We start from the raw sequence: 14198 nt of genomic DNA, 5'->3' as shown, positions 1-14198 counted from the left end.
TGCGACGGTGAGACGATGAGGCGGTGAGTCCAACGCTCGAATGGTTCGTCGAGTGGATGTCAGACGTGAACTGGCTCCACTTCGGGACGATTCCCATCTTCACGGGCGTCATCGGCTGGCTGATCAACTGGACCGGCCTGTGGATGCTCTTCTCGCCGATCAAGTTCTACGGTTTCAACGTCCCCGGTCTGCGCGAGGTCGCCTCCATCCTGCCCCGAAAACTGCAGGAGGTCCCCGGCTGGACCGAGGGTGGCCTCGGCTGGCAGGGCATCATCCCCGCCCGGGCCGCCAAGATGGGCTCGATCGCCGTCGACAAGGCGATCGCCAAGCTCGGTACGCCGGCTGAGTTCTACCAGCAGTTGGAGCCGGACAAGATCGCCGAGCACATCGTGGCCACCTTCCGGCCCGAGATCCCGAACCTCGTCGACGAGGTGATGCGGCGGGAGCACCCGCAGCTCTGGGCCGACCTGCCGCTGCCGGTGCGGGAGGCGATCATCGACCGGGTGCAGCGCCAGTTGCCCCGCCTGGTCGGCAAGGTGACCAAGGAGATCGGGATCCACATCGATCAACTCCTGGACCCCAAGATCATGGTCATCGACCACTTCCGGAAGAACCCGGAACTGGTGGTGCGGGTGTTCCGCGACGTCGGCCAGCGCGAACTGAACCTGATGGTCCTCTTCGGCTTCATCTTCGGATTCCTGCTGGGCGTCCCGGTGGCCTTCATCGACCACGCCTTCCACAGCCAGTGGTGGGTGCTGCCGACCTTCGGCATCGCCGTCGGCTGGATCACCAACCTGCTCGGCATGTGGCTGATCTTCGAGCCGGTGCAGCCACGCAAGATCGGCCCCTACACCCTGCAGGGCCTCTTCCTCAAGCGGCAGGAGCAGGCCGCCGACGTCTACGCCAGCATCATCGCCGACGACGTCATCACCCTGGAGCGGATCGGCGACTTCCTGCTGGACGGGCCTCGTGGCGACCGGACCCGCCGGATGCTCGCCGAGGCACTGAAGCCTGCGATCGAGGACGCCGCCGGCCCGGCCCGGACCGCAGTGCGGATCGCGGTGGGATCCCGGCGCTTCGACGGGATCCGGGACTCCTTCTCCGAGGCGGGTGTCGGTCTCACGCTCACGCCGTTCAAGGACGCCGAGTTCAGCCGGGCCCAGGGCGACAAGATCCGCACCCTGGTGGCCGCCCGCACCAAGGAACTCCCTCCCGAGGACTTCGTCGAGATGATGAGATCCGCCATCAAGGAGGATGAGTGGATGCTCTACGCTCACGGCGCGATCATGGGCGCCGCGGGAGGGTTCCTCCACTACGCCATCTTCATCCTGGGAGGTTTCGGATGACCGACGAGTCGAGCGACGGTGGCCTGGAGGTGCGCGGCTCCGGCCGGGTCGAGGACCTCCGCGAGAACCTTCCGGGCCTGGTCCGGATCGCTGCCGGCAGTTGGTTGCACACGGCCGAGTGGGGCCTGGTGTCGTCTCTCCGGCTGGGGCGGCGCGTGGTCGACGTGGCCACCCATCCGAGCAAGGCAGGAGATCTCGTCGGTGACGCCGCCAAGGCGGCAGGCGTGGTCGGTGAACTGGCCCGATCGGTGACCCGCGGAGTGCCGCTGCCCAAGGCGCTGATGGACACGGCGGTGTCGCTGGGCGCGGTCGTCGGCAACGGCACCGGTGACGCCAAGACCCCGCGCTACCAGCAGGTCGCTCCCACGGCGTCACTGAGGCAGCGCGGCGAGGACCTGCTCAACCGCTCCCGTGACGTGTGGAACACCGACGTCGCGCACCCGGCGTACGAACGGATCCTGGGGGAGTTGGCCCCGGACGAGGCGCGGATCCTGGTGCTGTTGATCCGCAGTGGCCCGCAACCCAGTGTCGACGTGCGCACCGGTGGCCCGGTCGGCATGGTCTCCTCCGAGTTGATCGCACCCGGACTGAACATGATCGGCCCGCGGGCCGGGGTGCGCTACCTGGACCGGGTGCCCGCCTACCTCAACAACCTGTTCCGGCTCGGCCTGATCTGGTTCTCCAGTGAGGCGCTGCGTGACGGGTTGGAGTACCAGGTCGTCGAGGCCCAGCCGGACGTGCTGGAGGCGATGCACTCGGTACGCTTCGCGCGGGTGGTGCGGCGCAGCATCCACCTCACCTCCTTCGGCGAGGACTTCTGCCGGATCTGCCTCATCGACGAGCAGACGGTCCCCGAGGCGCTGCCGGCCCACGCGCCACGTCCCGACAATGACGGGGACGAAGCTCCGACCCCGTGACTCAAAGTTGAGTGGAATGGACTCAACTTCTGGCGTGTTGTGTCAGTGCGGGCCACCATGGTGCCCCGGGATCTGATCAAGGCAAGTTCCGCCGGAGGAGGGCGACGTTGAGCACGTTCGGAGCAGAGAAGTTCACCACCCGGGCCCGTGAGGCCATCGAGACCGCACAGATCGCCGCCACCACCGGCGGCCACACCGCCACCGAGCCGGCACACCTGCTGGCCGCTCTGCTCCGCGACGCCGACGGGGTGGCCCGGACCCTGCTCACCCGTAGCGGCGCCGACGCGGACGCGATCGCCGCCCGCGCCCAGCAGGCTGTTGCTGCGCTGCCCAGCGCCACCGGCTCCACGGTCCAGCAGCCCGGCGCGTCCCCGGCCCTGACCCGGGTCCTCGCCGCGGCGCTGCAGTTGGCCGAATCGATGAAGGACGACTACGTCGCCAGCGAGCACCTGCTGGTCGCGATCGCCGGGGTGGAGAGCCCGGCCGCCAAGGCGCTCACCGACGCCGGTCTCACCGAGGCCGGGCTGCGCGAGTCGCTGAGCGCGGTCCGGGGCAACCGCAGGGTGACCAGCCAGGACGCGGAGTCGACGTACGAGTCGTTGGAGAAGTACTCGGTGGACCTGACCGGCCTCGCCGAAGAGGGCAGACTCGATCCGGTGATCGGCCGCGACTCCGAGATTCGGCGGGTGATCCAGGTGCTCTCGCGGCGCACCAAGAACAACCCGGTGCTCATCGGTGAGCCGGGCGTCGGCAAGACCGCCGTCGTCGAGGGGCTGGCCCAGCGGGTCGTGGCCGGAGACGTGCCCGACTCACTCAAGGGGCGGCGAGTACTCAGCCTCGACCTGGCCGCGATGGTCGCCGGGGCCAAGTACCGCGGCGAGTTCGAGGAGCGACTCAAGGCGGTGCTGGAGGAGATCAAGGATGCCGGCGGTCAGGTGATCACCTTCATCGACGAACTGCACACCGTGGTCGGCGCCGGGGCCGGCGGCGACTCCGCGATGGATGCCGGCAACATGCTCAAGCCGATGCTCGCCCGCGGGGAACTGCACATGATCGGCGCCACCACCCTGGACGAGTACCGGGAGCGGGTCGAGAAGGACCCCGCCCTGGAGCGCAGGTTCCAGCAGGTGTTCGTGGGGGAGCCCAGCGTCGAGGACACCGTGCAGATCCTGCGGGGCATCCAGGAGAAGTACGAGGCCCACCACGGGGTGCGGATCACCGACGCCGCCCTGGTGGCTGCAGCCACCCTCTCCGACCGTTACATCACCGGCCGGCAACTGCCGGACAAGGCGATCGACCTGATCGACGAGGCCGCCAGCCGGCTGCGGATGGAGATCGAGTCGTCGCCGGAGGAGATCGACCAGCTCCGTCGCGCAGTGGACCGGCTCAAGATGGAGCAGTTCGCGTTGGAGAAGGAGTCCGACGAGGCCTCCGCCGAGCGCCTGGACGCGCTGCTCGCCGACCTCGCCGACCGGGAGGAGGAGCTCCGGGCCCTGGAGGCTCGCTGGGAGGCGGAGAAGGAGTCCCTCGAAGGTGAGGGCGAACTCCGCCGACAGCTCGACCAACTGCGGATCGAGGCCGAGCGGCTCCTGCGCGAGGGCAATCTCGAGGCGGCCAGCAAGATCAACTACGAGTCCATCCCGACGCTGGAGCGCAAGATCAGCGCTGCCGTCGACGTCGAACGCTCCGAGACCGAGCCGCTGGTCGGCGAGGAGGTCGGGCCCGAGCAGATCGCCGACGTCGTCGAGGCCTGGACCGGCATCCCGACCGGGAAGCTGCTGCAGGGCGACACCGCGAAATTGCTCGAGATGGAGTCGGTGATCGGCGGCCGGCTGATCGGTCAGCGCGCCGCGGTGACCGCGGTGAGCGACGCCGTACGCCGCTCCCGTGCCGGTATCAGCGACCCGAACCGACCCACCGGCTCCTTCCTCTTCCTGGGCCCCACCGGCGTCGGCAAGACCGAGCTGGCCAAGGCGCTGGCCGACTTCCTCTTCGACGACGACCGGGCGATCATCCGGATCGACATGAGTGAGTACTCCGAGAAGCACTCGGTGGCCCGGCTGGTCGGTGCCCCTCCGGGCTATGTCGGTTACGACGAGGGCGGCCAACTCACCGAAGCGGTCCGCCGTCGCCCCTACTCGGTGGTGCTGCTGGACGAGGTGGAGAAGGCGCACCCCGAGGTCTTCGACATCCTGTTGCAGGTCCTCGACGACGGCCGTCTCACCGACGGCCAGGGCCGCACGGTGGACTTCCGGAACACGCTGCTCATCCTGACCAGCAACCTGGGCTCGCAGTTCCTCGTCGACCCGACCCTGGACCCGGAGGCGAAGCGCAGTTCGGTGATGAGCGTGGTGCGGACGTCGTTCAAGCCGGAGTTCCTCAACCGGCTCGACGAGATCGTGGTCTTCGACGCGCTGACCCGCGAGGAGCTCGCGCACATCGTCGGCCTGCAACTCGCGCTGCTGGAGAAGCGGCTGGCCGGCCGGCGGATCGACATCGACGTGACCGAGGCCGCGCGCACCTGGCTGGCCGAGAGTGGCTTCGACCCGGCCTACGGCGCGCGACCGCTGCGGCGGCTGATCCAGACCGCCATCGGTGACCCGCTGGCGCGGATGCTGATCGGCGCCGAGATCGCCGACGGGGACACCGTGCTGGTCGATCACGTCGACGGCTCCGGGGAACTGGTGCTGAGCACGCGCTGACCCGCGGCCCGGGGCCTCACCGGCTGCGTGATGGAATGGGCGGGTGACCCAGAAAGCGCCCGCCCGTCCACCGCAGGTGACCATGGTCGGCTGGCTGATCATGGTCGGCTCGGCGTTCGTGGTCCTGTCCGCCTTCGACGTGATCGGTGGCCTGCGAACCCTGGAGACCAGGGAGGCCGTGCAGACGTTCCTGGCCGAGCCGCCGGGCTCCGGGCTGGGTCTCACCGTGCCTCAGGCGCTGGAATGGCTGCGGATCTCGGCGATGGTGGCGGCCGCGTGTGCGACCGCCAGCGGGGTCCTGGGGTTCATGGTGCTGCGCGGCGACCGTGGCGCCCGGATCGGACTCAGCGTGCTCGCGACGCCGCTCTTCGTCAGCGGCCTGGCCACCGGGGGCTTCATGTCCTCGGTGGTGGCTGCAGCGGCGGTGCTGCTCTGGATCCAACCGGCACGGGCCTGGTTCAACGGTGAGCCGATCCCGCAGCGGAAGCGGCCCCGCGCCGCTGAGCCGGGTGACTCCGCCGAGCCGCCCCCCGGCTCTCACGCCGACCCGGAACTGCCCTCGGTCCGGCCGGGCACCCCGGAGACGGGCCGGCCGTGGCAAGGTTTCGGCGACAGTGGATCCCGGGCGACCGGCTCCACGGACGACCCGGCAGCTCCGGCAGCTCCGGAGACCGCGCCCGGCCTGCCGAACACCCCGCCGCCGTGGACGGACACCGCGTGGCCCCCCGGTGCTGTGGCCGCGCCGCCCGCCCCGACGGCCTCGGGTGTGCCCCGCCCCTCGGCCCGGCCCGGCCCAGTGCTGGCCGCCTGCCTGATCACCTGGATCACCTGCGGGATCGTCCTGATCGGCACCTTGATCAGCCTTGTCGGAGTGCTGGTCGCGGCCGATGAACTCCTCGAGGAGGCGCTGCGGCAGAACCCTCAGTTCGCCGACGTCGGGCTGGACGCGACGGCGTTGACCATCGGTGTCGTGGCGATGGTGATTATCGTCGGCTCCTGGTCTCTGGTGGCGGCACTGGCGGCGGTGGCGGCGTTCCGCCGGCTCCGGTGGGGTCAGATCCTGCTGATCGTCTCGGCCGTCTGTGCCGGGCTCCTCTCGCTGGTGCTGGTGGTCAGCAGCCCGGTGTCGCTGCTTCCCGCCCTGGCCTGCGTGGCCACGGTGGTGCTGCTGCTCCGCTCCGACGTGCGTGCCTGGTACGCCGGATGATCGTCCGCCCTGCCCGCGTCAGTGCTTCAATGGCGCCATGAGCGACCAGCAGCCGCCGCCGTACGGGGCATCCCCGCCGCCACCGCACCAGAGCGGCCAGCAGCCGCCGCCGTACGGCGCCTACCCTCCGCCGCCGCACCAGAGCGAACCCCTGCCGCCCACCGCGCCCTACGCAGTCGGGGGCCAGGTGCCCGCCGACCCCGACCGTCGCCCCGGCACGGTCACCGCGGCCGCCTGGGTCGCCATCGGCTCCTGCCTGATCTCGGTGGTCTTCTTCGTGGCCCTCGGATTGTTGGCGATGGCCACCGGCGGCCCGCTCTACGCCGAGATCGAGCGTGAGATCAGCACCGACCCCGACATGGCGCAGCTGATGCGGGAGATGCGCGAGGCGGGGATCGACCTGCGCGTCGATCAGGTGCTGGTGGTGATCGGGGTGGCCCTGCTCGGAGCCGCCGTGTGGTCGCTGATCGGTCTGGTCCTGGGAGTGCTGGTGCTGCGGCGCAGCAACATCGCCCGGATGCTCCTCGCGGTCTCGGCCGGTGTGGCGGCCGTGCTGTCGGGGATCGCCGGCCTCTTCGTCGTGGTCCCGTTCCTCTTCGCGGCATTGGCCGCGCTGGTGGTGGTGCTGCTCTTCGTGGGCGGTGCCGGGGACTGGTTCGCGCGGCGAACGCCGGCCGCAGCGACCGCGGCCTACCCCGGTCCGCCCCAGTAGGTCAGGCCGCGCCCGGGTGTCGCAGCTCGGCGGCCGCCAGCCGGGCGAGCCCCTCCTCGATCACCGCCGGCTCCTTGCAGAACGCCCACCGGACGAGGTGTCGGCCCCGGGCGGGGTCGGTGTAGAAGCCCTGCAACGGGATCGCCACCACCGAGGCCAACTCCGGCAGCGCGCGGCAGAAGGTGTCCCCGTCCGGCCAGCCCAGCCCGGCGATGTCGGTGACGGCGAAGTAGGTGCCCTCGGGACGGCGTACGCGCTCCGTCACTCCGGCCGCGACCAGCCCGTCGCAGAGCCGATCCCGGGCCGTCTGCAGGCCGGCGACCAGCCCCGCCGGCCAGGAGTCCTCGGCGTTGAGGGCATGGGCCACCGCTGACTGCAACGGCCCCGCAGAGGTGAACGACAACCACTGCTTGGCGGCCAACACCGCCGAGACCAGCGGTGCCGGGCCGGTCGCCCAGCCCACCTTCCAGCCGGTGAACGAGAAGGACTTGCCGACGCTGGAGAGCGTCAGGGTGCGCTGCCACATGCCGGGCAACGCCGCCAGCGGCAGATGTGTCCGTCCGTCGAAGGTGAGGTGCTCGTACACCTCGTCGGTGACCACCAGCAGGTCATGGTCACCGGCCACCGCCGCGATCGCCTCGCTCTCCTCGCGGCTGAGCACGGTGCCGGTCGGGTTGTGCGGGGTGTTGATCAGCAGCAGCTTGGTCCGGGGGGTGATCGCGGCCCGCAACTCGTCCGGATCGAGTCGGAAGTCCGGACCGCGCAACGTCACCGGCCGCACCAGGCCGCCGGCCATCGTGGTCATCGCCGCGTAGGAGTCATAGAACGGCTCCAACGCCACCACCTCGTCGCCCGGGTCGACGAGTCCGAGGATCGCCGCCGCGATGGCCTCGGTGCAGCCGGTGGTGACGCACACCTCGGTGTCGGGATCCACGACCAGGCCGTAGTGCCGGGACTGGTGGTCGGCGATCGCCCGGCGCAGTTCGGGGCGGCCGATGCCCGGGGCGTACTGGTTCTCGCCGCGGCGCAGCGCCGCCACCGCCTCCTCGATCACCGAGGTGGGGCCGTCGGCATCGGGGAACCCCTGGCCGAGGTTCACCGACCCGGTCCGCACGGCCAGGGCGGACATCTCGGTGAAGATGGTGGGCGGGATCCCGGCCAGTCTGCGGGCGAGGGGAGCAGGCATGGGGCCACGGTACGCAACTTCGCTACCGAGCCCGCGGCGATGATGCGACACTGGGGGGCATGTCCCAGACCATGCGGGTGACGCGCACCGAGTCGACGCGTCCCGCCCGGCCGTCGTTCCTGCGGCGGTGGACCCGTCGTCTGGGGTACGGACTGATCCTGACCGGTCTGGCGATCCTGGCGTGGATCGCCTGGCAGTTGTGGGGCACCAACTGGCAGTCCGAGCGGTTGCATCGCGAGATCGTCGCCCAGCTCGAGGAGGACTGGTCCGGTCCCGGGGTGGCGATCGTGCGGATCCCGAAGTTCGGTGAGGACTACGCCGTGCCGGTGCTCGAGGGCACCACCCCCGAGGTGCTGGCAGCCGGGTTCGGCCACTTCGAGGAGACTGCCGGGCCCGGCGAGGTCGGCAACTATGCGATCGCCGGTCACCGGATCACCCACGGTGAGCCGCTGCGACGGATGCCCGAGCTGGTCGCTGGCGACCACGTGATCATCGAGACCCGACATCAGATCCACACCTACGTGTTGGACACCGGCGGCGCCGACCTCCGGGTCGACTTCACCCAGGTGTGGGTGCTCGACGAGGTGCCCACCAACCCACGCGCCGGCGGCGTGCAACCGCCCTCACAGGAGCCCGGACAGCGGTTGATCACCCTCACCACCTGTGCGGAGCTGTTCCACACCAAGGACCGGCTGATCGCGTTCGGTCACCTCGTGGAGACCGTGGACAAGTAGTGAGTAGCCGACCCCTGCCCGCCCGGGCACTGCGCCGACCTGCCCGGTTGCTGCCGCTGGACCTGATCCGCGGGTTCCTGATCGGATGCGCGGAACTGGTGCCGGGCGTCTCCGGCGGCACCGTCGCGCTGGTGACCGGTGTCTACGAGCAGCTGATCGCCTCCGCCTCCCATCTGATCGATGCCGCCCGGCGGCTGCTGTTCGGCCACCCCGACGGGCGACTGCGGGGCGGGGTGGCCGAGTTGCGTCGTACCGACTGGATGCTGGTGCTGCCGGTGATGGCCGGGATGGGTACGGCGCTCCTGGTCGCTGCCGGTGTGGTCTCCGGATTCGTCACCGAGCACCCCGAGCACGCCCGCGGGCTCTTCCTCGGGCTGGTCGCGGCCAGCGTGCTGGTGCCGATCGGGATGCTGACCGGCCCCCGGGTGCGGGGATCCCGGCTCGTCGAGGTGCTGATCGTGATCGGTGCCGCGGCACTGGCCTGGACGCTGATCGGGATGGCTGGCGGCGGGGAGATCGAGGAGCCCTCCCGGGTGCTGCTGGTGGCCGCCGCCGCGGTGGCGATCTGTGCGCTGGTGATCCCCGGCGTCTCCGGCTCCTTCTTCCTGCTCGCGATCGGCCTGTACGCCCCGACCCTGACCGCGATCGCTGAGCGCGACCTCGGCTACCTGACCGTCTTCGCCGCCGGCGCCGCGCTGGGCCTGGTCTCGTTCGTCCAGGTGCTCCGGTGGCTGCTGGTGCGGCATCGCCGGGTCACCCTGGTGGTGATGACCGGGCTGATGATCGGGTCGTTGCGGGCCCTGTGGCCCTGGCAGCAGAGGATCGATCACGGCGCCGGCGCGCTGGTGGCGCCGTACTCGCCGGTGGCCGGACCGCTGCTTCTCGCCCTCCTCGGGGTGGCCTGCGTGCTCACCCTGATCGCTGTCGAGCGCGGCCTCCACCGTCGCCACCCCCAGCACCCTCACCCCTGACCCCCGAGTTGGGCCCCATCCGCATCGAGTTGGGCCCTATCCGCATCGAGTTGGGCCCTATCCGAATCGAGTTGGGCCCCATCCGCATCGAGTTGGGTCTGGGCCGGACTATCCCCGGGCCTTGGCGCGCCGGTGCCGGACGCCCTCCCAGACCAGCGGGATGGCGAAGAAGACCAGGATCGCCAGCATCGCCAACTCCAGGTTCTCACCCAGCGAGGGCACCGAGCGGCCGAGGAAGTAGCCCAGCGTCGTGATCGACACCACCCAGATCACGGCGCCGATGAAGCTGAACAGCCAGAACCTGCGGCGATCCATGTTGGTCGCGCCGGCCACGACGGTCACGAAGGTCCTGACGAACGCGAAGAAGCGTCCGATGATCAGCGCCGCGCTGCCGTGCCGTTCGAAGAAGAGGTGTGTGGAGTCGAAGTACTTCCGTTTCAGGATCCGCCCGTCGCGTTGATAGAGCGGCGGACCGACCTTGCTCCCGATCTCGTAGCCGACCACGTTGCCGGCGAACGCCGCTGCAGCCATCAGCACCAGCGCGATGGCCAGGTCGATGAGTGGACTGTCGGAGATGAGGTCGATCCGTCCGGTGGCGACGAAGAGGCCCACCGCGAAGAGCAGGGTGTCGCCGGGCAGGAACGGGAACAGCAGTCCGCACTCGATGAAGATGATCGCCAGGCAGACCCAGAAGAAGGCGGCCCCGAACTGATCCAGCAGCCAGGTGGGGTCCATCCAGTCCATGCCGAGGACCATCGGGATCAACTCGACGAACTCCGGCACCCGCCCACCCTAGCCGCCGACCCCAGGGCTCCGGGCGGAGAACGCTAATCTCACCCGCATGCCCGACACCGACGCCGAGCAGCCCGAGCGGGCGCCGTACGACCCGATGCCGCACGGCCCGGCCGAGGTTGGCGTCGGACCGTGGCCGGGCGGCCGGGCGGCCTGGCCATCCGGTGAGGAGTACGACGAGCAGTTGCTCGCCGAGGGCGACCGGCGCAACGTCGTGGACCGGTACCGGTACTGGACGATGGAGGCGATCGTCGCCGACCTGGACACCCGTCGGCACGACTTCCACGTCGCCATCGAGAACTGGCAGCACGACTTCAACATCGGCACCGTGGTGCGGAGCGCGAACGCGTTCCTGGCTGCCGAAGTGCACATCGTCGGCAACCGGCGGTGGAACCGGCGCGGCGCCATGGTCACCGACCGCTACCAGCACGTGCGGCATCATCCGACCCCCGCGGATCTGGCCGACTATCTCGGCGAGCGCGGGATACCGCTGCTGGGCATCGACAACCTGCCGGGTTCGGCGCACCTGGAGACGATGACGATTCCCCGCAAGGTCTGCTTCCTCTTCGGGCAGGAGGGGCCGGGGCTGTCGGAGGCAGCGCGATCAGCCTGCGACGGCACCTTCTCGATCGCCCAGTTCGGCTCCACCCGGTCGATCAACGCCTCGGCCGCCGCCGCGATCGCGATGCATGCGTGGATCGTGCAGCATGCCGATCTGTCCGCCGACCATGCATGGCGGGGCTGACCGGCCGCAGGATCCGCGGTTGTGCTTTCCGGCGGGGACACTAGGCTGACGGTCGACCCGTCCGTCCAGTCGACTCGTCGCACACCCTCGAGGAGCAGTACGCGCCATGCCGATCGCCACCCCTGAGAAGTACTCCGAGATGCTGGCCGCCGCGAAGGCCAACGCGTTCGCCTACCCGGCCATCAACGTCTCCTCGTCGCAGACGCTGCATGCGGCGTTGCAGGGGTTCGCCGAGGCTGGCTCGGACGGCATCATCCAGATCTCCACCGGGGGCGCCGAGTACCTCTCCGGCCCCACCGTCAAGCACATGGTCACCGGCTCGGTGGCGTTCGCGGCGTTCGCTGCCGAGGTCGCGAAGAACTACCCGGTCAACATTGCGCTGCACACCGACCACTGCCCCAAGGACAAGCTGGACGGGTTCGTGCGGCCCCTGCTCGAGATCTCCAAGGAGCGGGTCGCCCGCGGTGAGGCGCCGCTCTTCCAGTCGCACATGTGGGACGGCTCCGCGGTCCCGTTGGACGAGAACCTGCAGATCGCCCAGCAGTTGCTCGCTGACTGCGTCGCCGCCAAGATCATCCTCGAGATCGAGGTCGGTGTCGTCGGCGGCGAGGAGGACGGTGTCGAGAACGAGATCAACGAGAAGCTCTACACCACCCCCGAGGACGCCCTGGCCACCGTCGAGGCGCTCGGCTCCGGCGAGAACGGCCACTATCTGACCGCGCTGACCTTCGGCAACGTGCACGGCGTCTACAAGCCCGGCAACGTCAAGCTGCGCCCGGAGGTCCTCAAGGCCGCCCAGGAGGCGGTGGCGCACGCCACCGGCAAGGACCGTGCCTTCGACTTCGTCTTCCACGGGGGTTCCGGGTCACTGCCCGAGGAGATCGCCGCCGCCGTCGACTACGGCGTGGTGAAGATGAACGTCGACACCGACACCCAGTACGCCTTCACCCGTCCGGCCGCCGACTTCATGCTCAAGAACTACGACGGCGTGCTCAAGGTCGACGGGGAGGTCGGCAACAAGAAGGCGTACGACCCGCGCGCCTGGGGCAAGCTCGCCGAGGCCGGGATGGCTGCACGGGTGGTGACCGCGTGTGAGAACCTGCGGTCCGCGGGCACCACGATCGGCTGACCCGACGACGCCCACTGTCACGCACAGTGATGGCTCCTGAGGCCCTGGCTGGCCCGGATCTCAGCAGCACCGACGAGCACCCAGGCGGAAGGTGGGGGGCGTGAACGGATCCTCGTTCGAGGAGTTGACGATCCTGCTGCTGCTCGGGGCGGCCGTCGGGCTCGTCGGCCTGATGCTCAGGCAGCCGCTGATCGTCAGCTTCATCGCAGCCGGTCTGATCGCCGGACCGTCCGGGCTCGACCTGGTCGGCGACTCCGCGCAGATCCACGCGCTCGCCAAGCTCGGGATCGCCCTGCTGCTCTTCCTGGTCGGCCTGAACCTGGATCTCGGCCTGATCCGCCGGTTCGGTCGGGTGGCGGCGCTGACCGGGCTGGGTCAGGTGCTGTTCACCTCCGTGATCGGCTTCTCGATCTGCCTGGCCCTCGGGATGAGCGTGGTCACCAGCGCCTATGTCGCGGTGGCCCTGACCTTCTCCAGCACGATCATCATCGTCAAGCTGTTGTCGGACAAGCGTGAGCTCGACTCGCTGCACGGCCGGATCGCGCTGGGGTTCCTGATCGTCCAGGACCTGGTCGTGGTGGTGGCGATGGCGGTGCTGGCCACCGTCGGCGCCGCTGGTGGGAACGAGGGTGCCGAGGCGCTGATCCGGGTCGGGGCAGGCGCGGTCGCCCTGCTCGCGGTGGCGGCGCTGTTCATGCGCTACCTCGCCGAACCCATCCTGGCCAGGATCTCCCGCTCCCAGGAGCTGCTGGTGCTCTTCGCGCTGGCCTGGGCGGCGAGTTTCGCGATGGCCGCTGACTACCTCGGGCTGAGCATGGAACTGGGCGGCCTGGTCGCCGGAGTCTCGCTTGGCTCGACCAGCTTCCGGGACGCGATCGCCTCCCGGCTCTCCAGCCTGCGGGACTTCCTGCTGCTCTTCTTCTTCCTCGAACTGGGCTCGATGCTCGACCTGGGGCTGATCGGTGACCAGCTGCCGGCCGCGATCCTGCTGTCGCTGTTCGTGCTCGTCGGCAACCCCTTCATCGTGATGGTGATCATGGGGGTGATGGGCTACCGGCGGCGCACCGGCTTCCTCGCCGGGCTCACTGTCGCCCAGATCAGCGAGTTCTCGCTCGTCTTCGTGGCCATGGGGCTGACCCTGGGCCACATCGGCGTCGAAGCGGTCGGGTTGACCACGGTGGTGGGTCTGATCACGATCGGCACCTCCACCTACATGATCCTCTACTCCGCATCGCTGTACGCGCGCCTGGAGCGGTGGCTGGGGCCCTTCGAGCGGCGCAATCCGGTCCGTGAGGACCGGCACGAGGAGCCGGACGACCTGCCCGTGGTGGACACGGTGCTCTTCGGGCTCGGCAGGTACGGCACGGCGCTGGTCGAGGAACTGCACGCCCGTGGCCGGACGCTGCTCTGTGTCGACTTCGACCCGACCGCCGTCCGGCACGCGGCGGCAGCTGGCATCCCGGCCGTCTACGGAGACGTCACCGACCCGGACTTCCCGGCGTCGCTGCCACTGCACACGGCACGGTGGGTGGTCAGCACCATCGCCCATCCGCACGGCCCGCTGGCGGGACCCGATCCGCAGTCCGCGCTGGTGGAAGCGTTGCGCACGCACGGATTCTCCGGACGTATCGCGCTGACCGCCACCTCCCCGGCCCAGGCGCGGGTGCTCGGCGAGCTGCGGCCCGACGTGCTGCTCACCCCGTTCATCGACGGCGCGGCGACCGGCGCCGACAAGTTGGGCTGAGTCCGGCCCGCTT

The 14198-nt window shown here is 69.8% G+C and carries 12 protein-coding genes; 10 read left to right on the top strand and 2 right to left on the bottom strand.

Annotated elements, in window-relative coordinates; all coding sequences use genetic code 11:
• Positions 1-23 precede the first annotated feature (23 nt).
• The 5 genes from JKG67_RS06330 to JKG67_RS06310 all read left to right on the top strand — a co-directional run bounded on the left by JKG67_RS06330 (position 24) and on the right by JKG67_RS06310 (position 6884).
• Entirely contained in the window at positions 24-1346 is a 1323-nt protein-coding gene (locus JKG67_RS06330; protein ID WP_307816454.1) for a DUF445 domain-containing protein, read from the top strand.
• The gene (locus tag JKG67_RS06325) at positions 1343-2263 is read left to right on the top strand and encodes an Abi-alpha family protein (RefSeq protein ID WP_203336414.1); all 921 of its coding nucleotides are present in this window, start codon (positions 1343-1345) and stop codon (positions 2261-2263) included. Before JKG67_RS06330 ends, JKG67_RS06325 begins: the two co-directional genes overlap by 4 nt.
• A gap of 107 nt (positions 2264-2370) precedes the next feature.
• The gene (gene clpB, locus JKG67_RS06320) at positions 2371-4965 is read left to right on the top strand and encodes an ATP-dependent chaperone ClpB (RefSeq protein ID WP_203336413.1); all 2595 of its coding nucleotides are present in this window, start codon (positions 2371-2373) and stop codon (positions 4963-4965) included.
• A gap of 43 nt (positions 4966-5008) precedes the next feature.
• Positions 5009-6172, top strand: coding sequence for a hypothetical protein (locus JKG67_RS06315; protein ID WP_203336412.1), 1164 nt, complete (start codon positions 5009-5011; stop codon positions 6170-6172).
• A 37-nt stretch (positions 6173-6209) separates the two neighbouring features.
• The gene (locus JKG67_RS06310) at positions 6210-6884 is read left to right on the top strand and encodes a hypothetical protein (protein WP_203336411.1); all 675 of its coding nucleotides are present in this window, start codon (positions 6210-6212) and stop codon (positions 6882-6884) included.
• A 1-nt stretch (position 6885) separates the two neighbouring features.
• Here JKG67_RS06310 and JKG67_RS06305 read toward each other — a convergent pair whose 3' ends face one another.
• Positions 6886-8070, bottom strand: coding sequence for a pyridoxal phosphate-dependent aminotransferase (locus JKG67_RS06305; RefSeq protein ID WP_203336410.1), 1185 nt, complete (start codon positions 8068-8070; stop codon positions 6886-6888).
• 59 nt (positions 8071-8129) lie between these two features.
• Here JKG67_RS06305 and JKG67_RS06300 point away from each other — a divergent pair, with 59 nt between their 5' ends.
• Both JKG67_RS06300 and JKG67_RS06295 read left to right on the top strand, forming a co-directional pair.
• The gene (locus JKG67_RS06300; RefSeq protein WP_203336409.1) at positions 8130-8804 is read left to right on the top strand and encodes a class E sortase; all 675 of its coding nucleotides are present in this window, start codon (positions 8130-8132) and stop codon (positions 8802-8804) included.
• On the top strand, positions 8804-9775 hold the full coding sequence (locus JKG67_RS06295) for a DUF368 domain-containing protein (protein WP_203336408.1): 972 nt from the start codon (positions 8804-8806) through the stop codon (positions 9773-9775). Before JKG67_RS06300 ends, JKG67_RS06295 begins: the two co-directional genes overlap by 1 nt.
• A gap of 108 nt (positions 9776-9883) precedes the next feature.
• Here the strand turns inward: JKG67_RS06295 and JKG67_RS06290 are convergent, their stop codons facing one another.
• Positions 9884-10558 carry a DedA family protein gene (locus JKG67_RS06290; protein ID WP_307816453.1) on the bottom strand — a complete coding sequence of 225 codons (675 nt, stop codon included), beginning with the start codon at positions 10556-10558 and terminating at the stop codon, positions 9884-9886.
• Between the two features lie 106 nt (positions 10559-10664).
• Here JKG67_RS06290 and JKG67_RS06285 point away from each other — a divergent pair, with 106 nt between their 5' ends.
• The 3 genes from JKG67_RS06285 to JKG67_RS06275 all read left to right on the top strand — a co-directional run bounded on the left by JKG67_RS06285 (position 10665) and on the right by JKG67_RS06275 (position 14185).
• On the top strand, positions 10665-11312 hold the full coding sequence (locus JKG67_RS06285) for a TrmH family RNA methyltransferase (protein WP_203336615.1): 648 nt from the start codon (positions 10665-10667) through the stop codon (positions 11310-11312).
• A 106-nt stretch (positions 11313-11418) separates the two neighbouring features.
• A complete protein-coding gene (gene fbaA, locus JKG67_RS06280) occupies positions 11419-12441 on the top strand; it encodes a class II fructose-bisphosphate aldolase (RefSeq protein WP_203336407.1) in 1023 nt (340 codons plus the stop codon).
• 100 nt (positions 12442-12541) lie between these two features.
• Positions 12542-14185, top strand: a complete 1644-nt coding sequence (locus JKG67_RS06275) for a cation:proton antiporter (protein WP_203336406.1) — start codon at positions 12542-12544, stop codon at positions 14183-14185.
• The last annotated feature ends 13 nt before the right edge of the window (positions 14186-14198 follow it).

Origin of the sequence: Nocardioides limicola (assembly GCF_016827675.1) — a bacterium.
GTDB classification, from domain to species: domain Bacteria; phylum Actinomycetota; class Actinomycetes; order Propionibacteriales; family Nocardioidaceae; genus Nocardioides; species Nocardioides limicola.
The sequence above is the reverse complement of the archived record's forward strand: the minus strand, read 5'-3'. Positions and strand labels throughout refer to the sequence as shown.